Below are 26,607 nucleotides of genomic sequence, written 5' to 3' on the forward strand. Positions count from 1 at the left end.
ATTCATAATCACTTTCTAATTTATGCCCGAGATAGTTTCTATAATCTAACTTAGTTCAGACCCTAGATTTGCTTTCAGCAATAACTTCATGTACCAGTCTGTTTTCTTTATTGTAAGATTTAAAAAGAGCTACCCTTTCGATTCTATATAAAATATTGATATTGTCTAATTCCTCAGGTCTGTCTTTAATCACTACATTCCTCCCAAGTGTTATATGAGGTGTAAAGGTCCTCTCTTCAACTTCTACATTCATTTTTTTAAGCAAATTATGAATATCATTGTATAATTTTAAGAGAGCCTCGTTTTCTTTTACTCCTAGCCAGTATATATCTCCATGTCTAGTATTAAAAACACCTAAACCATTTATTAAAATCTCAAAAGGATCAAATTGAATGTTTGTTATCATTTGCTGTACTACTCTAGCTTTTTCGTCTTGAATTTCTCCCAAAAATTCTAGAGTCAAATGTATATGTTCTTTATGCACAAACCTTCCATTAATCGAGTGCGATTTAAGAGTATTTACAGCATTATATATATTGTGAACAGTATTGTCGTCAAATTGAATTGCTATAAACAGTCTCATATTTTTAAATCAAACCCTTGATTCCTAATCGTCTTGAGTATCTCTTGCCTTTTTATTATTGGATTATATAGTTTAGTCACAATTTGATCAGAGAATGAATCTACCCTCTTATTAGCATCTCTTAAATCATAATACTGAGTCATTTCCCTGTCGTAATCTTCTATTGCCTTTAAATAATTATCAAAAATTTTATATCCATCCTCAAACAATCGCAAGCTCATATCCATACGAGGCTTTAATTGTGGTTCTTGATTAGGATACCCAATTCCCAATCCTACAACAGGAAAAGTAAGCTCTGGCAAATCAAAAGTATCAATTATCCTTTGTGGATCATTTAAAATGCTTCCAAAATAAACTGTTCCAAGTCCTAGAGATTCAGCCGCTACAACAACATTTTGAGCTGCTAAGCACGCATCAGTAAATCCTTGAAAAAATCTATCCATATCTCTACAATTATCGACATTTCCGCCCTTTTCTTTCGCAATCATCATGTTTCTAAATTGATCTACAATAAATATAAGCAATTCAGGGGTTCTTTTGACATATTCCTGATTGCAAACTTCAGAAACTACAGCCTTTTTATTGTTGTCTTTAACTCTAATAATCGAACAAGACTGCATTCCATTTGAAGTAGGTGTTCTTCTTGCAACTTCCATTAAAGTCTTGAATATCTCTTCAGGAATTCTTTCATCCTTAAATTCCCTAATTGTTCTATGATTTAGTTGAGTTTTAATTGTTTCATTCATAAAAATCCCTCCGTATATAATTATCTTAAGGAGCATAGCTCCTTATTTATAATACCCTTAAATATATGAATTCAACATACCAAAGCTAAAAATACCCATAATCATAAGAATAAAATAAAGTGCAATTCCAATTAGCCATAATATGATGCTAGCTTTAAAATAATTAGCTTTGCTAGGCTTAGTATTGCTTCCAAATGCCCAAACAAATGTCATGACTATGTTAACTACAGGAATCAATAGTATGAGCATTGTTATAATCCATTCTTTGACAGTTACCACATCATCTTTTACCGAGTAAGCATTTTGATTATCCATTTTTTACCTCCTAGATATATTTCTTTATACATACCCTATTCGATAAAATTATCACATCTTCTACTGCTTTTCAAAATCAATTCCGCTTAAAGCAATAAAAATCTGTGAAGGCAAATAAAAAAACCACATAAGTCTAAGCGACAAATTTCTTAATACATTAAAATTAATATTAGTCAAATTGAAAGATAAAATATTGTAAATTCCCACGTTTATATCGCATAATAAAAAGAGTATAAAACCTGCCACAAGTAAAGAGCTATTTACTAGTGGAAATTTATCATATTTATATACGTCCAACGCTCTGAAAAGATTAGACAATAAATTGGCAAAATAAAACAAACTCATAAAGATAGTTAAATCAATTTCATATGGTGTATCAAGAAAAATAGAATAAATAGCTATGGTAACGATTAGATAACTTATATACCTAATTATGATAATCTTTACTTTGTTCTTTTCCATCCTGATCCCGTGCAACAAATGTGCTAATGTAAAAATGCTAATCCCGATTAAATAATGTCTTCCTCTTATGAGTAAAAAATAGTCGGATATCAAAGTTAAAACCATCGCTATATTCAATAGAGTAATATCTCTTTTTGAAATTGAAGCGTTTCTTTCAACAAAAGTCATTAACAATACTAAAAAAATAGATATGAATTTAAGCCAGTTTGAATAAATAAATAGATCACTATAAAATATATCTATAGTCATAAAGCTAACATATAGTACAAATAATATAATTAAAATTGTTTTTATCTTTATATATGTTCTCTTAATCATTTCTTCCCTCTAAACAATAACAGGGCCTAGGCCCTGTTATGAATTTCTGTTTCTCGTCATTACATCAAATACTACTGCTAATATTAGTATTGCCCCTCTAATTATATATTGATAGGAAATACCTACACCCATTAGGTTCATGCCATTTGACAATGAAGCCATAACGAGTGCACCTATTATCGAGCCAGTAACTTTACCAACTCCACCAGCAGCAGAAACGCCGCCAACATATGCTGCTGCTATGGCATCTAGTTCAAAACCCATACCAGCTGTAGTAGTAGCTGATTGCAATCTAGATGTATAAAGTATTCCAGATAGAGCAGACAACATGCTCATCGATGCAAATACAAAATAAGTTATATTCTTTACGTTTATTCCACTCAAAGCTGCTGCCTCAGGATTTCCTCCAACGGCATAAATATGCCTTCCTAAAACTGTTTTGTTCGTTAAATAATTATATAAAGCTGTAACTATTAGAACTATTACAACAGTCCAAGAAAGTCCATTATACTGTGCAAGTATCCAAGTAATATATGCAATCATCGCTGAAACTAAAACTAACTTTAAGGAAAATATCGGCATTGAAGGTACTTCAAAATGATAGCTTAACTTTTTATTTCTATTCCTAAATTCGCTTAAAATATACAAACATATTCCTAGAATCCCTATAACCAACGTAGCAACATGAAGTCCCTCAATACTAATAAAAGGGAAATCAGGAATAAATCCATTTCCTATGTCATTAAACGTTTTGCTCTTGATTATTATTGTTCCCGTTTGATTTGTAACTTGCAATAAAGCTCCTCTGAATATCATCATTCCTGCAAGTGAAACAACAAAAGCGGGGACTCCAACTTTACCAACTAAAAATCCATTAAACAAACCTACGACAATTCCAAGAATCAAGACTATTGGTATTGCAACAAATACAGACATATTATACCTAGTCAGCAGTATCGCTACAATTGCTCCAGCAAAACCTGCTAAATAACCAACAGATAAATCTATATGTCTTATTACGATGATCAAAGTCATGCCTACTGCTAATACCGCTATATATCCTACTGAATTTATTAAGTTGCTAATGTTTCTAGGCGATATGAAAACGCCATCTGTTAAAAATGTAAAGCCAATTATTATTGCAAATAGAGCTATGAACATACCGTAATCTCTTATATTCTCTTTTAGCATCTTCTTCAAATCATTAAAAAAACCCATAAGCTTTCCTCCTCATGCGTATATTAAATTGTTGCATACTCCATTATCTTATCTTGATTTGCTTCTTCAATTGGCAGTTCACCAGTTATCTTTCCTTGAGACATAATATATACTCTATCGCTCATTCCAAGTATCTCTGGCAATTCCGAAGATATCATTATAATGCACATTCCTTGACTTACTAATTCATTTATGATGTTATAAATTTCAAACTTAGCACCTACATCTATCCCTCTCGTCGGTTCATCTAAAATCAAAATTTTGGGTTTTGTGAACAACCATTTTGCCAAAGATACTTTTTGTTGATTACCTCCTGAAAGGTTTTGAACTTTTTGTTCTATTGTAGGAGTCTTTATATTTAGAGATTTTCTGTATTCATCTGCTACAGTTATTTCCTTGTTATCATCAATAACACCACTTTTAGCGATGGCTCTTAAATTAGCAAGGGTAGTGTTTTCTTTCACATCTTGTATTAGAATTAATCCTTCACCTTTTCTATCTTCAGTGGCATATGCAATACCAGCATTAATCGCATCTGATGGTGTCTTAAAATTCATGAGTTTTCCATCTACATAAATTTCACCACTTACTTTGTAGCCTTTTGGATTTCCAAAAATGCTATAAGCTAGTTCAGTCCTTCCTGCGCCCATAAGCCCAGCAATTCCAACAACTTCACCTCTTCTAGCATATATATTTACATCTTTTAGTATCTGTTTAGAAGTGGCTGTGTCATATGCATTTAAATTTTTTACCTCAAATATTGTATCGCCGATATTTTTAACTTTTCTCTTTGGAAATACATCTGTTATTTCTCTTCCAACCATGTGTTTTATTAGAACCGGTTCAGAAACCTCATCTTTATGCGCATCTAAAGAGCAAATAGTCTTCCCATCTCTTAATACAGTTACCGTATCCGCAACTTGAATTACTTCTTTAAGTTTATGCGAAACCATTATTGAGGTGATCCCCTCTTTTTTTAGGTCGACTAATAATTTTAATAAATTGTCGGCATCATCATCATTCAATGCTGCAGTAGGCTCGTCTAAAATAAGCAATTTAACATCTTTGCTGAATGCTTTTGCAATTTCAATAAGTTGCATTTTGCCAACGCCTAGGTATTTCACTTTCGTTTCAGGATTGATGTTTAATCTTACTTTCTCAAGCATCTTTTTAGATTGAACAATAGTTTCATTCCAATCTATATTAATTCCATTTTTTATTTCATGTCCTAAGAATATATTTTCATATACAGTCATCTCGGGCACCAATGCTAATTCTTGATAAATTATAGCAATACCAGCTTTTTCACTGTCTTGAATGCTCTGAAATTTCTGTACTTCACCGTTTAATATAATTTCTCCATCATAAGTTCCATAAGGATACACGCCAGATAATATTTTCATCAAAGTAGACTTGCCCGCTCCATTTTCTCCAACAAGGCAATGTATTTCTCCTCTTTTTACTTTAAAATTCACGTTATCCAGTGCTTTGACTCCGGGAAATTCCTTCGTTATATTTTTCATTTCAAGTATATAATCTGAATTATTTACACTGTCCATAAAAACAACTCCTCTTTTAATAAGTCAATAAGGAAATAGTGAAAGTCATAGACTTTCACTATACCTAACAAATATTAAATTTTATAGTCCTGTAAATTCAGATGCATCATAGTAGCCAGAATCAATTAATGCTTCTTTTACATTTTCTTTGTCTACTACTATAACCTCTGTTTGTTTTGCTGGAACATCTTTAACATTATTGTTATATGATCCAGTTGTTTCAGGTGTTTTACCTTCAAGAACTGAAACTGCCATAGCAATTGAATCTTTTACTAAAGTTCTAACATCTTTGAATACTGTCATGGATTGTTTGCCATCAATAATGTATTGTACTGATGCTTTTTCAGCATCTTGTCCAGTAATCACGTAGCTAGTGACATCTGAATCAGCAGCAAATACATCTGCAATTGATCTTGCAGTTCCATCATTTGGTGCTAGTATAAATACATTCCCTTTGTCAGCTTTTCCAACAGCTGTTAGATTTGCTTCAGCTTTGTTTTTAGCTTCATTAAAATCCCAGTTAGTAGTTATTTGACTGATGATTTTGCTCATTTCGTCTCTTGTTAATTCTTGTTTATCTTGTAAAGCAACAGCTTCTGAAGAGTTCTTAATAACAAAAGTTCCATCTGCTATTTTAGGTTGAAGAACTTTCCAAGCTCCTTCGAAGAATAAGAAAGAGTTGTTGTCTGATGCTGCTCCAGCATATAGATATAATGGATTACCAGTTCCAGTTGCCTTATCTATTAAATATTGCCCTTGAGCTTGACCAACTGCAACGGAATCGAATGTTACATAGTAGTCAACAGCGTCAGTACCTGTTATCAATCTATCGTAGGCAATTACAGTTACGCCTTCAGCTTTAGCTGCTTCAGCTGCAGCTGCAGCTGCTTCGCCGTCTTGTGGACAAATAATTAATACTTTGATTCCCTTAGTCAACAAAGATTCAACATTTTCTTTTTCTTTTGCTGAAGAACCTTGGCTGAATAAAATTTCAACTGAATAATCAGTATCAGCTAATGCCTCTTTAAATCTAGTTTCGTCTTGTACCCATCTTGGTTCATCTTTAGTTGGTAGTACAACACCAATAGTTGGGCCTGTCGATGTCTCCCCTCCGTTGTTTTCACCTGTGTTTTCTTCATTATTTCCGCCTGAAGTACATCCCGCTAAAGTAGCTAATACCAATAACATAACAGCTGCAATAGCAAAAAATTTCTTTTTTTGCATTTTTTCCTCCCCTTTCTGTAACCGATTTCATCCTTAAGTGCAAACGTTTGACTAAATACTCTATTATTATATTCCTTTAAATTCTTGATGTCAATATTTGATATATTCAAAAAATTTATTAATGAGAAAATTTAAGGGTATAAATTTCCTAAGGAGGTAATAGATATGAAGCTAACATATTTAAGTCATTCGGTATTTATATTAGAATCAGACTGGTTCAAGGCTATATTTGACCCTTTTATAACAGGCAATCCCTTAGCTAAAGTTCTACCCACTGACATCAACAACATAACCCATATATTCGTATCACATGGCCATCAAGATCACCTAGGCGATACAATAGACATAGCTAATGCAAATGATGCCTTGGTAATTACAAATGCAGAAATTGCTGGGTATCTTTCTACTTTTGGTGTTGATACGCACCCAATGCATATAGGAGGTCGCTACAAGTTTGATTTTGGAACTGTTAAACTAACGCCAGCGCTTCATGGCTCATCTATTGAAACAGAAAAAGGTGTATTATATGGCGGCAATCCATGTGGTTTTCTATTGGAAATAAACGGCAAAAAAATATATTACGCTGGAGACACTGGGCTTTCAATGGATATGAAACTATTAAGAGATGACGGAATTGATATTGCAATTCTGCCAATCGGTGGGAATTATACAATGGATATCGACGATGCAGTAAAAGCGGTCAAGCTTATTGAACCTAAACTTTCTATACCTATGCACTACAATACATTTCCACTTATAAAAGCAGACCCATTAGAATTTAAAAAGAAAAATATCTACAGTGAAACAAAGATCCTAGATGTTGGTGAAAGTTATTTATTTTAAAGAAAACGCACGACAAATCGTGCGTTTTCTTATTCTCCAAAATTTTGGTCGATTAAATTTTTAATGCCTTCAATTGCAGCTTCTTCGTCTTCACCTTCTGCTTTAAAAACCAAATGAGTACCTTTCCCTGCTCCCATGCTTAAAACAGACATAATACTTTTAGCAACATATTCTTGTCCATCTAATTCAATAGTAATGTTAGACTTGTACTTTGAAGCCTCTTTAACTAAAAGACTTGCAGGTCTAGCATGTAACCCGGTTTCATTTTCAAGTGTTACTTCTAATTTCTTCATACCATAACCCTCTCTATTAAATATTTGCTTATTATCCATTCAATAAATATTCTAACCTTTTAGTGATAAAAGAGCAACCACTATTTAAATATATCTATCTAAAATTTTCAAGCAAATATTTTTCTGCTTCAACACTCCATAATCCCTTGTTGTTTTCCACTATTTCTGCAAGCTTTTCAAATCTCTTGTCTTCTTTTGCTTTCTCCCTAAAGTCTTCAATGGCAGTCAATGGCATGTTTATTTGAGTATAGATTAATTTTTTGCCTCCTAGAATCTTTGGTAGATTTAAGGTAGTTTCAATTACACTATCTAATCCGCCTATATGAGTAACCATACAAGCTGGATTAATTTTTTTATTTTCAGTAAGCTTTAAAGACTCAATTAAGTCGTCTGTATTTCCTCCTGTTGTCCCCATAACATGAGTTGAATTATAGTGGACGTTATAAAAGTTGATTTCGCCTTTAAAATTAGTATCAGTAGGTCCTGCAAAGAAATTCAAGCATCCATCTCTAGCGAGAATTCTGTCAGCCTGTTCTACTACTTCTCTCACAGGTGCCATGGCGAATACATCGTCATACCCATGTCCTTCAGAAATTTCCATTAAATAATTGTCAGGATCGGCTATTTCTTTTGTATTTACAAAAATAAGCTTGATTCCGCATTTATTGGCCTCATCCTCAAAAATTTCCCTTGCTCTTTCTAGCCTATTGCTGTCTACATCTGTAACCACAACAAGCTTAGGATTTTTATCTCCATGTAAAGCATAATCAATAGTTCCAAGACCCATTGGACCTGCGCCTGCCAGTATAGCTAAATTACCTTTATCTTTTATTCCCATAAAATGAGTGTATTTTCCCATTTCTGTATGATATGTTGCATGATATGCACCTATTATACATGACATAGGTTCAGCTAAGCTTGCTTCATAATATGCATCGCCTTTGTAGTTGATCAAACAACCCAATTCCATTACTTCAGGCGGCACTATCGCATAAGTTGCATCTCCACCAAAATACATATATGAATATCCAGGAGAAGCCATGCTCCCTTTGTAATTTAAAGCTGGTTGTTGCGCAAATTTAGTACCCGGTTTAAATTGATCTTGCCACTTTTTCCCGACCTTTACTATATTGCCTGCAAATTCATGTCCAATAATTATTGGATTTTCAGATACATCTTTAGGCACTCTTTTATGTTTTTCTCCTAAAATTGCACATTTATAAGTTGACATGCAAATACTGTCAGAGATAATCTCAACTAATATCTCATCATCTTTTATCTCAGGAAGTTCAAATTCTTCCAATCTCAAATCATTAGCCCCGTATAATCTTACTGCTTTTGTCTTCATTTCTTTTCCTCCCTCTTTATTTAGCTGTAAAAGTAGAATAAATAAAATCTACATCATTAGTTTTTGTGAGTTCTTTTAACTTTTCTTCATCTTCGCTTATAATAGTTGCGATGTTGGCTAAAATGCTTAAATGCTCATCGCCTTTCCCAGCAATTCCAATCACCAGATATGCTTTTTCACCATCGAAGTCAACTCCATCAGGAAATTGTAGGATAACTATGCCTGATTTCTTAATAAATTCCTTTGCTTTTCCAACTCCATGGGGTATAGCCACTCCACTACCAATATATGTGGTTAAATCATTTTCCCTTTCTATCATAGCATCAATATAAGGTTTATCAACACAGCCACTCTTGACTAAGAGTTCTCCTGCAAACCTAATAGCGTCATACTTATCCATATTTGGTAAATTTAACAAAATATTCTCTTTCAATAAAACATCTGCATTTTCCTCATCTGCTCTTTTGCTTTTACTAGAAAACAGATTTAACCCCATTTTTTAGACCTCCAAATTTCTAATTTTCATAATGAACTTTTTCATAAAATTCATTTAAATAATCTTCTAACAACTCATGTATCATGTCTTTTTCGGAATTTCTTAAAGTAAATAAAAAATTTTCATCTTCAACAATTTTTGAACTTAGAAAACTCATCACGCTTAGCTTATTCTTATTTATATCTTTAGGCGCAAGCATTATTATCGCTAAATCTATTTTACTTGAATTTCCATCGTTCTCTATATATATTGGCTTTAAAAGCCTTATAGCCCCAAATATAAGCCGATCAACTCCTGTTGTTTTCGCATGAAGCAAAATTGCATTATATTGATCTAATACCGTACTGCCTAAGCTTTCTCTCTTAAGCAATCCTTCCTTTATATTTGAAACTTCAGTATCGTTTCTACCAATTGTATTACTTATATGATCAATCAATAAATTTAAGTTTTCTACTTCTAGAATGTCTACTACAAAAAGATTGTTAAGCATTTCAAGTATTGCATCCAAATAGTCTTTTAAGCTATTCAGATCTTTTTTGGCTATTGGCCTTGGTGCTCTTGTCTCTTTAGCTTTGTCGATTATATTGAAATCCTTTAAAAACTCATCGATTAACTTTTTATCATTACTAAGTAAAAGCGGATTAACCACTACTAAAGGTATTTTCCCATAGTCAATTGGAATAGTGGATATGATAAAATCAATATCTTTATTTGTTTCTAGCACTTCTTCAATGTTCAATGAAGAAACCACATCTACTATATTTAAATTTTGATATTCATTTTGTAATCTTGTAGAAAGAAGTGTAGCTGTCCCCATTCCAGTTGCGCATACTACAAGTACATCGTATTTGATTGTATTTTTTCTGTTTCTTTCGACCGATGCTCCAATATGCATTGCTATATATGCTATTTCAGAATCAGGTATCTTTGTGCCAAGTTCTATCTCAATAGGTTTAACTGCTTTTATTGCAACCTTATAAATCTCTGTGTAATTGTTTTTTATTTCCTCTAAAAGAGGATTTCTTATTTCCATATTCATTCTGATCCTATATAGTGCTGTCTGCAAATGTGTTGCTAACCAAATTATAGACTGCCTATCAATCTTTACATTCAATCCCAATTCACCATAAGCATTTGACAGGATTCTCGAACTGATTTTAATTATCTCATCATCTATCTGGGAAGTTTTAGTCCCCGCATTCCCTATTATGTGCATTGTGATATATCCTATTTCATCTTCAGGCATGGAAATGTTAAACTTTTCTCCAATTGCCTTTGAGAGTTTCTCTGCTTCTATATATTCATCACATTTTTTTAATATATTTAAATAATCTTTGTCGATGATTATATTTTCACCCTTATTTATTCTATCTATTGCAATTGCTAAATGTATGAGCAAACCAATATATGCCCTATCATTTAAAGTTGTTTTTAGTTTGTTTTCATTGTCAATTAATAACTTCTCTAATTCATACAATATGTTTTTGCTTATCAAGTTTACAAGATTTTCCCTTGTTTCTACACTCAATCTATCCTTATTTCTAATAACATCAATCAGTTCCGTCTCTTCTATATTTTCATATATTAAATCAACTATTGCCCTCCTCTTGTCAGATTCATTTGCATCTACATAGAATCCAACACCAGGTTTGCGAACTAACTTGCATCCATATTTCTCTAATCTTTCACTGACTTTATCCAAATCGTGGCTTATTGTTCCTTCAGTAACATTTAATTCAGTAGTAAAATTGTTGATTTTTAATGGTTCACTTGCGTTCAAGAGTTCAGTCAATATATAAACTATTCTTTGATTTTGTGTGTAGTTTTTGATTTCTCCACTTTTTTTAATATTCTCCAAAAGTAATCCTCTACTCTGTTCGCTTCCAACAAATCGAATGCCCTTCCCCGATCGGCTATCAATCGAGCACGAAAAGTAGTCTAAATATGAATCTAAATCCCTAATTTCTCTAGATACTGTCCTATTGCTCACATTCATTTTCTTACCTATCTCGGATACAGTAAAAAATCTATCTTCCTTGATTAAGAGTTCTATAATCTCTCTTTGCCTTTGGGTGAGTTTAATTGAAATCACTACTATCACCTCTTTAAAGTAAGCAGCGAAATAAAATCCGCTGCTTACACAATTATTTGCCTAATAGTCTGTCGACCAGTTTGTCGTATTCTGGGCTGTTAATAAAATTGTCAATAGAAACATGATATGCATTTGGTGCCTTTGCTCTAGCTCTTTCTGTCAAGCTCTTGTGTGTTATTATTACTTTCGCATCCGATGGTATTTCTTCAATTGCACAATGCATAACTTCAATATCTAAACCAGCTTTTTTGAGCTTGTTTTTTAAAGTGGTCGCACCCATTGCACTTGAGCCCATACCAGCATCACATGCAAATACTATTTTGTTGACATTTGTCAAAGCACCGTTTGAAGCTGTATTATCTTGTGGTTTGTATTTCATCTCTTTTACTTTTTCTTTTGCTCCAGATAAATCTTCCTCACTTACTTTATCTGAACTTCTCTTTACAAAGTATGATGCTACCAAGAATGATACAGCGGTAGATATAGCAACCCCTGCTAATACACCTAAATAGTTTCCTTTTGGTGTCATTGCCATTAAAGCAATTATGCTGCCTGGTGAAGGAGTTGCAACTAAGCCTGCATTAAATATTGAAAATGTCAATACGCCACTAGCTCCCCCTGCTATTACTGCTAACACTAATATTGGATTCATCAATACATATGGGAAATAAATTTCATGTATTCCACCTAAGAAGTGAATTACGACAGCTCCAGGAGCTGATTGTTTAACCGATCCCTTTGAGAATACCCAATATGCTAACAATATGCCTAATCCAGGACCAGGATTTGTTTCAAGCAAGAAAAATATTGACTTGCCAACTTCTTCTGCTTCTTGAATACCAATAGGTCCCAATACTCCATGATTAATAGCGTTGTTTAAGAAAAGAATTTTGCCCGGTTCAATGAAAATAGATGTTAAAGGCAACAATCCAGCATTTACTATTGCTTCTACACCAGATTTTAAAATATTATTTAGTCCTTCTACTAATGGTCCGATTGCTAAATAAGCTAAAATTGCAAGAATTGCCCCTAAGATACCCAGTGAGAAATTGTCAACCAACATCTCAAATCCTGCTCTTACCTTTCCTTCAATAGCTTTATCGAATTTTTTTATTAAATAAGCTGCCAAAGGTCCAACTAACATAGCGCCTAAAAACATTGGCACATCTGCACCTACTATAACGCCCATAGTAGCTATTGCGCCGATAACTGCACCTCTTTGTCCTGCAACATTTTTACCTCCAGTATAACCAATTAGCAATGGAAGCAAATATGTTATCATTGGTCCGACTAGTGATGCTAATTTTTCGTTTGGCCACCAACCAGTAGGAATGAATATCGCCGTTATTAAACCCCAAGCGATGAATGCACCTATGTTTGGCATTACCATGCCGCTTAAAACTCTGCCAAATCTTTGAATGTTTTGTCCTTTCCCACCAGCTGAATTTTGTAGACTACTAGACATATCTGACATTTTGGTACCTCCTCTTCATTACTTTAATATAATTATATTAATAGAAACGATTAATTTCAATCAAAAGTAGTCATGTTTTAGTCTACAATAATTACTGCCAAAATTAAATATCCTATTGCATCACCCTATAATATCGGATTTCGCCATTCACAATAGTGTTCAAAATGTTCAATTTTTCGTCAAATACAATCATATCGGCATCTTTTCCGATCTCTATACTTCCCTTCCTATCATCCATACCGATCGCTTTAGCAGCTGACAAACTAGCCATTCGAACAGCATCGCTTAATTTTATACCTACATGATGCACAAGATTAAACACTGCTCTATCTAGTGTCAAAGTAGAACCTGCAATCGTGCCATCCTTCAATATAGCCTTTCCTTCCTTGACTGTAACATCTTGTCCACCCAATTTATACATTCCATCAGCTTTGCCTGCTGCCATCATTGCATCTGATATTAGAATTATAGAGTCAAAACCTTTCACATCTATGGCAAGTTTTAAGGCTGCTTTATGGATATGGATCATATCGGCTATTAATTCACATTTGACTCTCTCATCAGTTAAAGCAGCACCGATTATTCCAGGCTCCCTATGGCTAAATGATCTCATCCCATTGTAAAGATGCGTGGCTATGGTTGCTCCTGAATCAATAGCTTTTCTTGCGATGTCGAAAGTTGAATTTGTATGCCCCAAAGCTACTTTAATTCCTTTTTCTTTCAAATATCTAATTGCACCAAATGAATTTTCCATCTCGGGTGCAATTGAAACAACTTTCAAGTGATTATTTGAAGCTTTTATGAATTCATCTATTTCTTCTATTGTTGGATTTTTAAGGTATTTTTCTGGTTGAGCACCTTTCTTTTCTTTAGAAAAATATGGTCCTTCTAAATATATGCCAACCATATTTGAATACCTCATATCAGAGTCAATATATTCACTACCCGCATTTAATACATTGATTAAATCTTCATGCTTCGATGTAATAGTAGTTAACAGATATGAAGTAACCCCATTTTTTAAGTGGAATTTCGAAATTTCATCAAAAGCATCAAAATTTGCATCCATGAAATCATAACCAGAATTACCATGATTGTGTATATCTATAAATCCCGGAGAAAGATAATTTGATTTAGCATCAATGACTTCTAAAAACCCATCTGGAGATACTTCATCAGAAGTAATTTCCGCTATCTTCCCATATTTAACTATTACATTTTTATTATCCAAAATTTCATAAGGTGTGATCACTTTTGCATTTCTTATTAACAATTTCATTTGCATTGCCTCCTTCAGATTAATGATACCCTATTTTAATAAATAAAAAAACGAGTAAGTGAATTACCTACTCGGTTTTTAGCTAATTATTTAAGATAATTGAAAACAAATCATCTCCTGCATTTACTCGTCCATCAGGAATAATTTTTAATTCTTTAATTGCCTCCATGTTTGTTATGACTATCGGTGATATAATTGATTTTGCATTTTCAGAAACAAAATCCCAGTCGACTTTAATAAGTTTGTCTCCAGTTTTAATTCTTTGATTTTTACTTGCATAAACTTCAAATCCCTTACCCTTTAGCTTAACTGTATCAATACCTAAATGTATTAGTATTTCAACATTTTCTTTAGTTCTAAATCCTATAGCATACTTTTGTGGTGCTATTTGAACTATCTCTCCATTAACAGGTGAATAAACATAACTATCTTGAGGCAATATACCTATTCCATCACCAACTAGCTTTCCTGAAAATACTTTATCTGGTACCTCATTAATGCCTATAATTTCCCCAGTTATTGGTGATTTTATTATTATCTCCCCACTTGTATTCCTTTTAAATATATCAAACATCTAATTCACTTCCTAAATATCAATGATTTTAATTTTATCTCTGTTTCTTATGCACCTTAAAAGCAACTTATATTCATCTTTTACGTGCCCAATTACATTTACCCTTTCGTCTTTATCATAATCTTTTTTTGTTATTTGTATTTCTCCAGAATAACGAGCATATTTATAATTATCTATGGTCAAACTTCCGATTTTTCTTTCTATACAATTATAATCTCTTATACTTTCCCCGATAGTGGAATATTCTCGCGACTCTTTTAATCTCATTAAAGAATAAGGAGAATCTTCTCTTATACTAAAAATAGCACCATTTAGATACTTATAATTATCGTCTAATACTATGGGAATACTGATAATGCCGCTTTTTCTATAGTTATAAATCAATTCATTCTCAAAATCAGACAATATACCATCGCCAACTATTATTCCATCTACAGAATAGTTTTTATCCATATCTACATAACAAGCATAAGGTGAATTTCTTCTATGGCTTTCTATAGTTGGTAACCCTTCATAAATTGGACCTCTTAGGTTAATGTCTCCTGGTATAAATGCATACACTTTAAGTCCTTTAGAAGATAACATTTCATTGATATATCTAAATTGCTCATCATCTAGTCCTGTATCTGTTCTTGGATAATAGTTGTGTATAGCAATAATGTTCTTATTTGAATTAATTAATTTCACTACACTTGACTCACTTATTGTTGATCCATTTACAGCTATCAAGCATTGACTTTTTATTCGATTTATCTCTTCATCAGTAAAACCGTAGTCTATTCGTATCACATCTAACTTTAGCATATCAATTAATTCGTCAAGACTATTAACATTAAAGTTTAACAGAGTTCTTGTTGAAACATCAGCTATTACTTTATATCCTATGTCTTTGATATTCTTTATCATTTCAATTGACTCGTCTATGAAATTGTTCTTGTTTTCTTCCGGCACATGTAGTGATGTAAATACAGAAGCTCCCTCTGTGTATACAGAGGATAGAGCTTCTATATTTTCTCTCCATGAGGAAACATAAATTGAATAACCAATATTACTAGACATTTTTAACATCTTCATCTTTCATAGTGAAATAAGTTATTATGAATCCAGCAATATATGAAATAACTAAGCCAATAAAATAGTTTAACATCGATTCAGGTTTCATTATTGGTATAGCTACTAATCCTGAAGGACCCCATGCATTTGCCATTACTTTACTAAACATAACATATGCTCCACCAAATCCAGCCCCTAGCCCTGCAGTTATAAACGGTTTAAATAATGGCAATGTAACTCCATAAATAAGTGGTTCACCTACTCCTAAAAATCCAGCAGGTAATGCACCTGTTATAATCTTTTGCATTCTATGATTTCCCACTCTTTTAGCTTTGATATAAATAGCAATAGCAGCACCTACTTGACCAGCTCCAGCCATAGCAAGAACAGGGAACAAAGATACTCCACCTAAATTTTCTAATTGAATAGCGTATATAGGAATTAATCCATGATGAAGCCCTAACAATACCATTGGTAAAAATATAGCAGCCAAGATATATCCACTAATAATATTGACAATCGAATTAGAAGAACCAATTATTAAACTCAAACCTTTTACTAACAAGTCGGAAATGTAACCTGTAACAGGCATAATGATAAAAACAAATAGCACTGAAGTTATTAGTAATGTTAAAAATGGAGTTACTACTAAATCTAATACATCAGGTATTCTCTTTCTTATCCATTTCTCTATCCTAGATAATATCCAGACACCTAATATTACTCCTATTATTCCACCCTTGCCAGTTGTCAATATAGAATTTAATGGCACATCGGCATCATATAATCCAAAGATTGTAGAAATAGCAACAATATTTGGGCTTATTGAGATTGCGCCAAGCATTCCTCCTAGACCTTCAGTTGCCCCAAATTGTTTTGCTGAATTAATGCCTGTATAAATTGCAAAATAGCTTAAGAATCCTCCACCGATAAGAGCAAATAAAAGTTGGATGGCTTTCCATGTTCCTTCAGCCGGTAATATTGCTTGACCTTGTAGTGTTGAAATTAAACTAGCAAGACCGTTAAATAACCCTGCTGCAATAATTGCAGGTATAAGAGGGATAAAAATATCTGCAATTGTCTTTATTGCATTTTTCATAGGGCTTTTTTTCTGCATAGCTTTCATTTCCTCTTTGTTCTCTATCCAATCTTCATCTACAGAGAAATCCCTAGGAATCCCTAGTTCATCGATGCAGATATCCGCAACTTTCTTAGCTTTGCCTGGCCCCAAAACAATTTGTGCATAATTACCGTCTAAAACAATTCCAAGTATACCCTCAGTGTTTTTTAGCTCCTCTTCTTTTACAAGACTAGGATCTTTAACTGTAATTCTAAGTCTAGTCATACAATTAGCTGCTTTTAAAACATTTTCTTTGCCACCAACAAGTTCAACAATTTTCTTAGCGAGTTCCTTATTATCCATACTTTTCCTCCCCTTTATATATTAATTTAATAGAGCTAGTCTAATATGTCCTTTACTTTTTAACAATCTGTCTGTCGCTTCTTCAAATGTACATCCCTTAAGAATCATAACTATTGCAGTTTTAGCATTGCCATTTGCCAAGTCTAAATATTTTTTGGCTTCTTCTCTAGTACAATTAGTTGCAGAAATAACAATATTTTCAGCTCTAATTTTAAGTTTTTCATTTGTTTGGACTACATCTACCATCAAGTTTTGGTACACTTTACCTATTCCAACCATTGTCCCTGTTGATATCATATTTAAAACCATTTTTTGTGCAGTGCCTGCTTTTAATCTAGTTGATCCAGTCAATACTTCAGGACCTGTCACAACTTCTATTGCTAAATCCGCCTCTTTGCCAACTTCTGAATCTTTATTACATGCAATCGCAATTGTATGTGCACCTATTGACTTAGCATATTTTAACCCAAATATTACGTAAGGAGTTCTACCACTTGCAGCTATGCCAACAACAACATCTTTACTATTCACACCGATTGATTTTAGATCTTCTTCACCTAATGTCGTACTATCTTCAGCACCTTCTACTGCTTTTATGAATGCCTTTTCACCTCCAGCAATCAGTCCAATTACTAAATCATCAGGCGTTCCAAATGTTGGTGGACATTCTACAGCATCTAATAGTCCAAGTCTTCCACTAGTTCCTGCTCCCATGTAAATTAGCCTTCCACCGTTTTCTAAAGCTTTAGTACAAGTCTCAATTGCTTTTGCAATATTCTCAAGCTCATCTCGTACAGCCTTGACTACATTTTCATCTTCTTCATTCATAACTCTAACGATTTCCAATGGTGACATCTCATCTAAATTATATGTCTTTGGATTCCTTGCTTCTGTTGTTAGTTTTTCTATATTTGTCATGTTTTTATCTCCTCCTTCTTATTAATCAACTGGTTTATACGGTTTTTGTATATGCGTCTTTTCAAATTGCTTTAAATACTTTTCATAATTTCTATTTATAAATGCCGTAAATAAAATATCAATTATATTCAATTGAGATATTCTAGAAGACATTGCACCGCTTCTAAATATAAATTCTGTCGCTGAAACATAAAGATTATAATCCGCAATTACAGACAATGGATTTTCTTCAAATCTCGTTATAGCTATAATTGGTGCATTATTTTCTTTGGCTGTTTGCACACACCTAAGAACTTCTTCTGTCATTCCTGAATAGCTGATCGCAATTGCAACATCATCCTTAGTGATGTTTCGGGCTTGAAGCAACTGAGCATGCCAGTCATCGCTAATCAAGCATGGTTTATTCACTCTTAAAAATTTAAGATAGGCATCTTTTGCCACTAAAAGCGATGAGCCCATTCCAAATAGGTGAATTGTATTTGCCTTGTCCAACAAATCAACACATTTTTCTAGTATTTCTAAATCAATAAGCTTCATAGTATTTTCCAATGAAACAACATTCTTGTATGTTACTTTCTCAATAATGCTTTCTAACGAATCTTCCCGATTTATTTCTTGGCTTTTTTCGTCTAATACCTCTTTTTTTAATGCCAGCTCATAAACCAAAGATTTCTGAAAATCTTTGTAGCCTTTAAACCCTAATTTCTTGCATAATCTCACTATGGTAGAAGCAGAAGAATACGTTTTCTCAGCTAGTTCATGAATAGTAAAATTTGCTGCTTCCTCAGGTTTCTCAAGCAGAAAATCAATTATCTTCTTATCTGCGCCATTTGCATTAGCTTTATACTCTTGAATTCTAACAAATGTACTTTTCATAAGTTGCCTCCATGGAATAACTTAACAAAGTGTTATGAATATTATACCATTTGAAATTAAATTATAAACTGATTAATGATATAATGAAATTATATTTCATATTATGAATGATTTATATTTAATAAGCTAATTTATTTGCATATATTTAATACTTAACTCACTTTATGCTATAATTAATGATAATAACTTTAGGAGAATATTATGGACTATATATATCAAAAATTTAATATTGATCTATCAAATCGCGATATCATCTCTTTTGTCGGTGCCGGAGGAAAGACTACTACAATTGAAAAACTTTCAAAAGAGTTGTCTTCACTAAACAAAAAAGTTCTTGTAACAACATCAACCGCTATGTTCAATCCAAATATGGACATATATGACATTATCTTCATTGGTTCATTCCCTGAAGATTATGTACCTAAAGACAGTTCAATTACATTTTATGCAGACACTTCTATAGGTAAAAAAGTGAAATGCTTAGATTTAAATAATATTGATGAGATAATAAAAAGAGATGTCTTTGACTACATACTCATTGAAGCTGACGGTTCAAGAGAAAAACCTATTAAAGCTCCAAATGAAACTGAACCCGTAATAACAAACTACACTACAAAGACCGTAGGAGTAATAGGTCTAGATTCATTAGGAAAACCAATTCAAGAAATATGCCATAGGCCTGAAATCTTTTGCAAATTGACAGATAAATTAATTGATGATTCGGTTGACATCAATTCTATAACCGAATTAGTGAAAAGTCCCCTAGGATTATTTAAAAATGCCGTTGGAGAGAAGATTTTATATATAAATAAAATTATAGAAATTTCTGATGCTATCGAAATCAAGAGTAGTTTAAAAGATGTTCCAGGCCTTAAGGTAGTTTTTGGTGAAATGTATGATTGGAGGAAAGTCAATGCAAATAGTAATAGTTAGAGGCGCAGGAGATATTGCGTCAGGTATTATACATAGGCTTTTTAAGTCTGGATTTAAAGTGATTGCTCTGGAAATTGAAAAACCGCTTTCTATCAGAAGAACTGTGTCATTTTCGGAAGCCATATACGATGGAGAAACAACCGTTGAAGGTGTAAAAGCTGTATTTGCAGATAACGTAAAGGCTGCTCTATCAATATTGGAAGATGGAAATGTTCCAGTTTTAATTGACGAAGAGGGCTTAAGCATAAGTCAAATAAAGCCAATAGCAGTTGTTGATGCAATCTTGGCTAAAAGAAATATCGGAACCAATAAAAATATGGCTCCTATTACTATTGGTGTAGGTCCAGGATTTTGTGCGGGTGATGATGTTGATTATGTAATTGAAACAAAGAGAGGGCATTATCTCGGAAGAGTAATATATAAAGGATGTGCGATTGCAAACACCGGGATTCCAGGAATTATCATGGGATATGGAGAAGAAAGGGTTGTAAAGTCACCTTGCGATGGTTTAATTAGGCACGTGAGAAAAATTGGTGATTTAGTGAATGAAGGCGATGTCATCAGCTTTGTAGGAGAGGAAAAAGTAAAAGCTCCAATAAGCGGAGTTATTCGAGGACTTATAAGAGAAAACCTTTATATTGAAAAAGGGTTAAAAATAGGAGATATAGATCCTAGATCAGACATAGATTATATTTACACTATTTCTGATAAAGCAAGAGCTGTGGCTGGAGGAGTTTTAGAAGCACTATTACATGGATTATCAAAGGGTGATAAAAATGAATGTTAATGTTTTAAAAGAACTTATTGAGCTTCTAGATAAAGGAAAAGTATTTGCACATGCAACTGTTGTAAATGCAAAAGGCTCTACGCCGAGGGAAATTGGCGCTGATATGCTTATTTTAGAAAATGGTGAAACAGTCGGGACAATTGGCGGAGGAGCATTGGAACTTAAAGTCATAGAATTGTCAAAGGAGTGCATTCAGTCGCAAAAAAGCAGCATATTTAATCTTCCTCTAAATTCGCCAGACATCGGCATGATATGTGGCGGAGAGGTTGATGTTTTCATCGAAACCTTCAAATCAAAACCTAAATTAATCATATGCGGTGCTGGTCATGTGGGAAAAGCTCTCTATGATATAGCAAAAACACTGGACTTTAAAATATCTGTTTTAGATGACAGAGAAGAATACTTAAATGAAATGAGATTTCCTGATGCAGATGAGTTGATCTTAGGGAAAATAAATGAATCTTTGATCAATTGCCATATTGATGAAAATACTTATATCTGTATTGTCACAAGAAGCCATAGAGAAGACTATGAAGCATTAGAATCCGTGGTAAACTCTAACGCAAATTACATAGGTCTAATGGGCAGTAAGAAAAAAGTAAAAGAAATATTTGATGAGCTCTTGTCTAACGGAATAGATGAGATCAAATTGTCAAAAGTTAAAGCTCCAATAGGTTTTAATATTGCTACAAACTCACCTGAAGAATTAGCAATTAGCATAATAGCAGAAATACTAGCTGTAAAAAACAATAAAATTCCCCTTAAAAATTAAGGGGAATTTTCTAATATAGTATTTTTCTCAAAGCATCTAAGGTATAATTTATTTCTTCTAAAGTATTATGATACCCTATAGAAAATCTAATCGTCCCCTGAGGGAATGTCCCTAAAGTTTTGTGGGCCGATGGAGCGCAATGCAGTCCGCACCTTGTCATGATATTATATTCTGAATCAAGTGCATGGGCCACTGAAGCATTGTCATGGTGAAGACAATCCACAGATATAGTGCTAACTCTGCCTTCAGTAGCTTTTAATCCAACTATCTTAAGTTTATCTATGTCATTTAATCCGTCTATGAGCTTTTGTGCCAAATTCATTTCTTTTTTATAAATATTGTCTATCCCGGTCTTTTTTATGAATTTTAAAGCTTCACTTAATCCAAATATACCAGGCAAGTTTAACGTGCCACTTTCAAATCTGTCTGGCATAAATGGAGGAATTTCCTCTGTATCTGACATGCTGCCTGTTCCACCTACAATAAGTGGCTCAATCTCATTTATCATATCACTTGAAACTAAAAAACCTCCAATGCCTTGTGGACCCATTAAACCCTTATGCCCAGTAAATGGGAGAAAGTCGATATTGTTTTCTCTCATATCTATCATTATACTGCCCGCAGTTTGGGCTGTATCAACAACAAACTTCACTCCATTTCTCCTGCATATTTCTCCAATTTCTTTTATAGGTAGAATCGTACCACATACATTAGACGCATGTGTTATCACTACTAATTTAGTGTTTTCCTTTATAGACTTTTCAATATCATATGGATTAAGCCGCCCAAATTCATCACACTTAACTCTTGTAAACTCCACTCCGCATTTTTCTAATTGAACTAAAGGCCTCATAACAGCATTATGTTCCATTGAAGAAACAATTACATGATCACCATGCTTTAAATATCCCTTGATTACAGTGTTTAAACTTTGTGTTATATTTTGAGTAAATATACAATTTGCACTGTCTTCTCCATTAAATAATTCTCTTAACATTTCTCTTGTCTCAAATACAATTTCTTCGGCTTTATATTGTTCGCTATACCCTCCTCTATTTATGTTGGCTCCTATATTGTTAATATAGTACTTCATGCTATCACTAACTCCAGGCGCTTTTGGGAAACTCGTAGCAGCATTATCTAAATATATTTTGTTCATATTTATCCCTCCATAACTATAATACATCAAATATATCATTAGATTCTATATTCACTATTATTTTTTTCAATAGATAATGATTATCTATTGCGAATTAAAATGTTTATTTTTTAACAATTGTTGTATATTAAAATTAAATAAGAAGGGAGGAGATTGTTGATGAAAAAGAACAAAGGTATTATTTTCACAGGTCTAGTAATTGGACTAATTTCAGTTTTATTAGTTAAATTTGGAAATCCTGCTAATATGGGTTTTTGTATCGCTTGTTTTATAAGAGATACAGCAGGAGCTTTAGGATTACATAGGGCAGAAGCTGTGCAATATGTTAGACCTGAAATAATCGGAATAGTAATCGGAGCATTTTTGATGAGCATTGCAGGTAAAGAATTTAAAGTAAGAGGTGGTTCAGCCCCACTTACTCGATTTGTTTTAGGCTTTTTTGTCATGATTGGAGCGCTAATGTTTTTAGGATGTCCACTTAGAATGATTTTAAGATTAGCTGGTGGAGATTTAAATGCAATTTTTGGTATTTTAGGATTTGCAGGCGGTATATTTGTTGGTGTGCTATTTTTAAATAAAGGTTTTAGTCTAAGAAGAACTTATGAATTGCCAAAGTTTGAAGGATTTATTATGCCAAGTGTAACAGTTGTTTTATTTATTCTTTTAGTGGCATTCCCAAGTTTATTGTTGTTCAGTGAAAAAGGCGCAGGAGCAAGCCATGCTCCAATTTATTTCTCACTAGTTGATGGCTTAATAGTTGGAGTGTTAGCTCAAAAAAATAAACTCTGCTGTGCTGGAGGTATAAGAGATGTAATTATGTTTAAAGACTTTCATCTAATTTCAGGGTTTTTGGCTATTTTTGTTGCTGCTCTAGTCGGGAACTTATTATTAAGTCAATTTAAACTGGGTTTTGTTGATCAACCTATTGCTCATACTGATGGTCTGTGGAATTTCTTAGGAATGGGGCTAGTTGGTTTTGCTTCAGTTCTGCTAGGTGGATGCCCACTAAGACAACTTATTTTATCAGCTGAAGGAAATATTGATTCAGCAATAACGGTTTTAGGGCTTGTCTTCGGTGCTGCCTTTGCTCATAATTTTAATCTCGCATCATCTGCTCAAGGTCCTACATTGAATGGAAAGGTTGCTGTAGTAATCGGCTTTATAGTAGTATTTTTAATTGGATACTTTAATATTGAAAAATCAACTGAAGTTGAGATTAAGGAGGGTGTTGAGATTGAAATTTAAAGTAGTAGACGCCAGAGGAAGATCGTGTCCTGAGCCAGTTTTGATGACAAAAAATGCAATAAAGGATAATTCTAATGTACAAGTTTTAGTAGACAGCAATGTAGCTAAAGAGAATGTCACTAGATTTGCCATCAACTCAGGCTATAAAGTTGAGGTTAAAGAAGAAAAAGATTCATATATATTGACGCTTACAAAGTGATGATATGGAATATATAGCACTTTTTTATACGCACTATGGAGCAATAAAGTACTCAAAATTTCTCAAATCAAAGAATGTAGAAAATGAAATCATGCCTGTTCCAAGAGCTTTAAGCTCAAGCTGCGGCATATGTGTTAAGTTTTCTACGACAATTGACATCAGGACTATAGTCAGTAATGATATAGAAAGTATTTTTATGTTAAGTGATGGCGAATACAAGAAAATTTATCAGAGTAAATAAGGGTAAACAAACATTTTGTTTCCCCTTATTTATTCATGCTTAGCCTTAATTAAAAACATATTAAAAAAGGCTAGATGAAAATTCATCTAACCTAATGCTACATCCATCACCATCATTACCGTAAACCCAATCATACATCCAATCGTCGATATATCTGTAATTGACTTTCCAAGTTTTGAATCCATCTGAGCTTCAGGAATAAGCTCTTCCACTACTACATATATCATAGCTCCTGCTGCAAACGCCAAAGCGTATGGCAGCATTGGTTGAATAGCTACAACGGCATAAGCGCCCAAAACTGCTGCTATTGGTTCAACAATTCCAGATGCCTGACCTAAAAAGAATGATTTTCCCCTTGAATAACCTTCTCTTCTCAACGGAATGGACACTGCTGCTCCTTCAGGAAAGTTTTGAAGCCCTATGCCAAGTGCCAATACACTAGCCCCTGCAATAGTTGCTCCCGATGCATCTCCTAAAGCCGCTGCTCCAAAAGCAACACCAACAGCTAAACCTTCAGGTATATTGTGCAATGTAATTGCTAGCACTAAAAGTATGCTCCTTTGCAAAGATGTCTTCGGCCCCTCAGCTTTCGAGCTTTCAAGACCCATATGCAAGTGAGGCATCAGTGTATCAACTAAATATAAAAAACCGCCACCTAATAAAAATCCTATAGCTGCTGTCAAATAAGGCACTTGTCCTAAATTCTCCGCCATTTCTAGGCTTGGTTCTAACAATGACCAAAATGAAGCTGCTATCATAACGCCTGCTGCAAATCCCAGCATTCCATTTAAAACAGACTTATTTATAGTCTTAAAGAAAAACACTAACGCAGCACCTAATGCTGTTACTCCATAAGTAAAAAGAGTTGCTAAGAATGCCTGCTGAACTGGTGAAAATGAATCCAAGAAATTTAGCATGTTTTTCTCTCCCTAAATTCCAATATTATTTATCAATGCGTCTACTCTTTTTTTAATCACATCTATATCTTCATTTCTTGCTCTGCCATTGAATATATAGGTATCTACAAAGTCCCAATTTAATTTATATCTGTTCATTATGTCATCTAATTCTTTCTGTAATCCACTAGTCCATCCATAAGACCCAAATGCAAGTGCATGTCTTTTAAGTATTTTCTTCCTGCCTATCTCTTCTAATGCACAGGCAACAGGTGGAAACATCTGATATTCATATGTTGGAGCTGCTATTATTACTCCTGACGAGCTCAATACAGATTTAAGCATAGTTCCCCAATTTGTCTCAGGCAGTCTATGAACATTTAGCTTTATGTTCTTTTCAGTGATATATTTTTCAATCTCTTTGACTGCTTCTTCAGTTCTTCCATACATTGATCCCCATAATATGGTTATCTCTTTTCTGCCATACCCTAGAGCATAGTCAATGTAGTTTCTATACATCTGCACTATCTTGCTTGGGTCTTTTCTCCAAACTATCCCATGCCCAGGTGCTATTGTCTTTGCCCCTAATTCTTCATATTTATCAACTGCCCTTTTTACTTGTTGTGAAAAGGTCATCATTACATTTGCATAATATCTCAAGCCCTCATCATCTAAATATCTCAAATCCTCATCGGTTAAATCGTCATCAAAATCATAGTCTGTCTTTCCAAATGTTCCAAACAAATCACAAGTAAATGCTGTTTTTGTAGATTTTTCAAAAGTCATCATAGTTTCAGGCCAATGCACATTAGGTACTTCATAAAACTCTAAAACTTTTCCATCCCCTAAATCAAGCGTATCCAAAGTTTGTACTACCCTTACATTTTCTTCTTGGTCGAAGAATGCTTTCATTAAATTTGCTGCTTTTTTAGTACAAACCACTTCAAAATCTGTGTTGAGTTTTTTGAAATCCTTAATCCATCCAGAATGATCAGGCTCCATGTGATTTATCACTAAGTATTTTATATCTTCTAACTTAACTTCTGCTTTGTCTAATAGCTCAAATAATTTTTCAGGGACTCCATCCCAATCACAAAAGCCGTCTATTATGGCTGTTTTTTCTCCCTTTACAATATAAGAATTCAATGATACTCCATTTGGTATCTCCCACATTCCCTCAAACAATATTCCATCTAAACTTGCAGACAATTTAGTTATTCTATCACCTAATTTTATTACATCCATTCTACCCCTCCTTATCATTTCTGTAACTTTTTCATT

At 33.5% G+C, this 26,607-nt stretch carries 28 protein-coding genes; 7 read left to right on the forward strand and 21 right to left on the reverse strand.

Annotated features, from left to right (window positions below; genetic code table 11):
* Window positions 1-55 precede the first annotated feature (55 nt).
* The 7 genes from thpR to BO51_RS00325 all read right to left on the reverse strand — a co-directional run bounded on the left by thpR (window position 56) and on the right by BO51_RS00325 (window position 6,425).
* Window positions 56-583: an RNA 2',3'-cyclic phosphodiesterase gene (gene thpR, locus BO51_RS00295; protein WP_496483002.1), complete on the reverse strand. Its 528-nt coding sequence runs from the start codon at window positions 581-583 to the stop codon at window positions 56-58.
* Complete coding sequence (locus tag BO51_RS00300; protein ID WP_496483003.1) at window positions 580-1,329, reverse strand: NADPH-dependent oxidoreductase; 750 nt, start codon at window positions 1,327-1,329, stop codon at window positions 580-582. The genes thpR and BO51_RS00300 overlap by 4 nt, the downstream gene beginning before the upstream one ends.
* Window positions 1,330-1,386: 57 nt before the next feature.
* On the reverse strand, window positions 1,387-1,644 hold the full coding sequence (locus BO51_RS00305; protein ID WP_496483004.1) for a hypothetical protein: 258 nt from the start codon (window positions 1,642-1,644) through the stop codon (window positions 1,387-1,389).
* A gap of 60 nt (window positions 1,645-1,704) precedes the next feature.
* Window positions 1,705-2,424 (reverse strand): lysoplasmalogenase family protein, encoded by a 720-nt coding sequence (locus BO51_RS00310; RefSeq protein ID WP_496483005.1) that lies wholly within the window; start codon window positions 2,422-2,424, stop codon window positions 1,705-1,707.
* Between the two features lie 36 nt (window positions 2,425-2,460).
* Window positions 2,461-3,642 (reverse strand): sugar ABC transporter permease, encoded by a 1,182-nt coding sequence (locus BO51_RS00315; protein WP_496483006.1) that lies wholly within the window; start codon window positions 3,640-3,642, stop codon window positions 2,461-2,463.
* Between the two features lie 23 nt (window positions 3,643-3,665).
* On the reverse strand, window positions 3,666-5,201 hold the full coding sequence (locus BO51_RS00320; RefSeq protein ID WP_496483007.1) for an ATP-binding cassette domain-containing protein: 1,536 nt from the start codon (window positions 5,199-5,201) through the stop codon (window positions 3,666-3,668).
* 81 nt (window positions 5,202-5,282) lie between these two features.
* Entirely contained in the window at window positions 5,283-6,425 is a 1,143-nt protein-coding gene (locus BO51_RS00325; protein WP_496483008.1) for a sugar ABC transporter substrate-binding protein, read from the reverse strand.
* Window positions 6,426-6,590: 165 nt separating this feature from the next.
* Here BO51_RS00325 and BO51_RS00330 point away from each other — a divergent pair, with 165 nt between their 5' ends.
* Complete coding sequence (locus BO51_RS00330) at window positions 6,591-7,268, forward strand: metal-dependent hydrolase (RefSeq protein WP_496483009.1); 678 nt, start codon at window positions 6,591-6,593, stop codon at window positions 7,266-7,268.
* Window positions 7,269-7,297: 29 nt separating this feature from the next.
* Here BO51_RS00330 and BO51_RS00335 read toward each other — a convergent pair whose 3' ends face one another.
* The 11 genes from BO51_RS00335 to BO51_RS00385 all read right to left on the reverse strand — a co-directional run bounded on the left by BO51_RS00335 (window position 7,298) and on the right by BO51_RS00385 (window position 19,094).
* A complete protein-coding gene (locus BO51_RS00335; protein ID WP_496483010.1) occupies window positions 7,298-7,561 on the reverse strand; it encodes an HPr family phosphocarrier protein in 264 nt (87 codons plus the stop codon).
* Window positions 7,562-7,655: 94 nt separating this feature from the next.
* Window positions 7,656-8,909, reverse strand: a complete 1,254-nt coding sequence (locus tag BO51_RS00340; RefSeq protein WP_496483011.1) for a zinc-binding dehydrogenase — start codon at window positions 8,907-8,909, stop codon at window positions 7,656-7,658.
* Window positions 8,910-8,925: 16 nt separating this feature from the next.
* Complete coding sequence (locus BO51_RS00345) at window positions 8,926-9,405, reverse strand: PTS mannitol transporter subunit IIA (protein WP_496483012.1); 480 nt, start codon at window positions 9,403-9,405, stop codon at window positions 8,926-8,928.
* 19 nt (window positions 9,406-9,424) lie between these two features.
* Window positions 9,425-11,497, reverse strand: coding sequence for a BglG family transcription antiterminator (locus BO51_RS00350; protein WP_496483013.1), 2,073 nt, complete (start codon window positions 11,495-11,497; stop codon window positions 9,425-9,427).
* 52 nt (window positions 11,498-11,549) lie between these two features.
* Window positions 11,550-12,971, reverse strand: a complete 1,422-nt coding sequence (locus tag BO51_RS00355) for a PTS mannitol transporter subunit IIBC (protein ID WP_496483014.1) — start codon at window positions 12,969-12,971, stop codon at window positions 11,550-11,552.
* Between the two features lie 112 nt (window positions 12,972-13,083).
* Complete coding sequence (gene nagA, locus BO51_RS00360) at window positions 13,084-14,250, reverse strand: N-acetylglucosamine-6-phosphate deacetylase (RefSeq protein WP_496483015.1); 1,167 nt, start codon at window positions 14,248-14,250, stop codon at window positions 13,084-13,086.
* Window positions 14,251-14,332: 82 nt separating this feature from the next.
* Window positions 14,333-14,824, reverse strand: coding sequence for a PTS sugar transporter subunit IIA (locus BO51_RS00365; protein WP_496483016.1), 492 nt, complete (start codon window positions 14,822-14,824; stop codon window positions 14,333-14,335).
* Between the two features lie 12 nt (window positions 14,825-14,836).
* The gene (locus tag BO51_RS00370) at window positions 14,837-15,883 is read right to left on the reverse strand and encodes a MupG family TIM beta-alpha barrel fold protein (RefSeq protein ID WP_496483017.1); all 1,047 of its coding nucleotides are present in this window, start codon (window positions 15,881-15,883) and stop codon (window positions 14,837-14,839) included.
* Window positions 15,876-17,300, reverse strand: a complete 1,425-nt coding sequence (locus BO51_RS00375; protein WP_496483018.1) for a PTS transporter subunit EIIC — start codon at window positions 17,298-17,300, stop codon at window positions 15,876-15,878. Before BO51_RS00375 ends, BO51_RS00370 begins: the two co-directional genes overlap by 8 nt.
* 21 nt (window positions 17,301-17,321) lie before the next feature.
* Complete coding sequence (murQ, locus tag BO51_RS00380; RefSeq protein WP_496483019.1) at window positions 17,322-18,218, reverse strand: N-acetylmuramic acid 6-phosphate etherase; 897 nt, start codon at window positions 18,216-18,218, stop codon at window positions 17,322-17,324.
* A 21-nt stretch (window positions 18,219-18,239) separates the two neighbouring features.
* Window positions 18,240-19,094 (reverse strand): MurR/RpiR family transcriptional regulator, encoded by an 855-nt coding sequence (locus BO51_RS00385; RefSeq protein WP_496483020.1) that lies wholly within the window; start codon window positions 19,092-19,094, stop codon window positions 18,240-18,242.
* Window positions 19,095-19,295: 201 nt separating this feature from the next.
* On the opposite strand from BO51_RS00385, the gene yqeC reads away from it, so the two are divergent.
* The 3 genes from yqeC to BO51_RS00400 are packed head-to-tail and all read left to right on the forward strand — an operon-like array spanning window position 19,296 to window position 21,586.
* A complete protein-coding gene (gene yqeC / locus BO51_RS00390) occupies window positions 19,296-20,027 on the forward strand; it encodes a selenium cofactor biosynthesis protein YqeC (protein ID WP_496483021.1) in 732 nt (243 codons plus the stop codon).
* Window positions 20,008-20,814: a selenium-dependent molybdenum cofactor biosynthesis protein YqeB gene (yqeB, locus tag BO51_RS00395; RefSeq protein ID WP_496483022.1), complete on the forward strand. Its 807-nt coding sequence runs from the start codon at window positions 20,008-20,010 to the stop codon at window positions 20,812-20,814. The genes yqeC and yqeB overlap by 20 nt, the downstream gene beginning before the upstream one ends.
* Window positions 20,804-21,586, forward strand: a complete 783-nt coding sequence (locus tag BO51_RS00400; protein ID WP_496483023.1) for an XdhC family protein — start codon at window positions 20,804-20,806, stop codon at window positions 21,584-21,586. The genes yqeB and BO51_RS00400 overlap by 11 nt, the downstream gene beginning before the upstream one ends.
* 10 nt (window positions 21,587-21,596) lie before the next feature.
* Here the strand turns inward: BO51_RS00400 and BO51_RS00405 are convergent, their stop codons facing one another.
* Entirely contained in the window at window positions 21,597-22,745 is a 1,149-nt protein-coding gene (locus tag BO51_RS00405; protein ID WP_496483024.1) for an aminotransferase class V-fold PLP-dependent enzyme, read from the reverse strand.
* 159 nt (window positions 22,746-22,904) lie between these two features.
* On the opposite strand from BO51_RS00405, the gene yedE reads away from it, so the two are divergent.
* The 3 genes from yedE to BO51_RS00420 are packed head-to-tail and all read left to right on the forward strand — an operon-like array spanning window position 22,905 to window position 24,430.
* Entirely contained in the window at window positions 22,905-23,990 is a 1,086-nt protein-coding gene (gene yedE / locus BO51_RS00410) for a YedE family putative selenium transporter (protein WP_496483025.1), read from the forward strand.
* Entirely contained in the window at window positions 23,980-24,189 is a 210-nt protein-coding gene (locus BO51_RS00415; RefSeq protein ID WP_496483026.1) for a sulfurtransferase TusA family protein, read from the forward strand. Before yedE ends, BO51_RS00415 begins: the two co-directional genes overlap by 11 nt.
* A 4-nt stretch (window positions 24,190-24,193) precedes the next feature.
* A complete protein-coding gene (locus tag BO51_RS00420; RefSeq protein ID WP_496483027.1) occupies window positions 24,194-24,430 on the forward strand; it encodes a putative Se/S carrier protein in 237 nt (78 codons plus the stop codon).
* A gap of 86 nt (window positions 24,431-24,516) precedes the next feature.
* On the opposite strand, the gene BO51_RS00425 is transcribed toward BO51_RS00420, so the two are convergent.
* Both BO51_RS00425 and BO51_RS00430 read right to left on the reverse strand, forming a co-directional pair.
* Entirely contained in the window at window positions 24,517-25,347 is an 831-nt protein-coding gene (locus BO51_RS00425) for a ZIP family metal transporter (protein ID WP_496483028.1), read from the reverse strand.
* 12 nt (window positions 25,348-25,359) lie between these two features.
* A complete protein-coding gene (locus BO51_RS00430; RefSeq protein WP_496483029.1) occupies window positions 25,360-26,571 on the reverse strand; it encodes an FprA family A-type flavoprotein in 1,212 nt (403 codons plus the stop codon).
* Between the last annotated feature and the right edge of the window lie 36 nt (window positions 26,572-26,607).

This window comes from Soehngenia saccharolytica DSM 12858, from assembly GCF_059568515.1.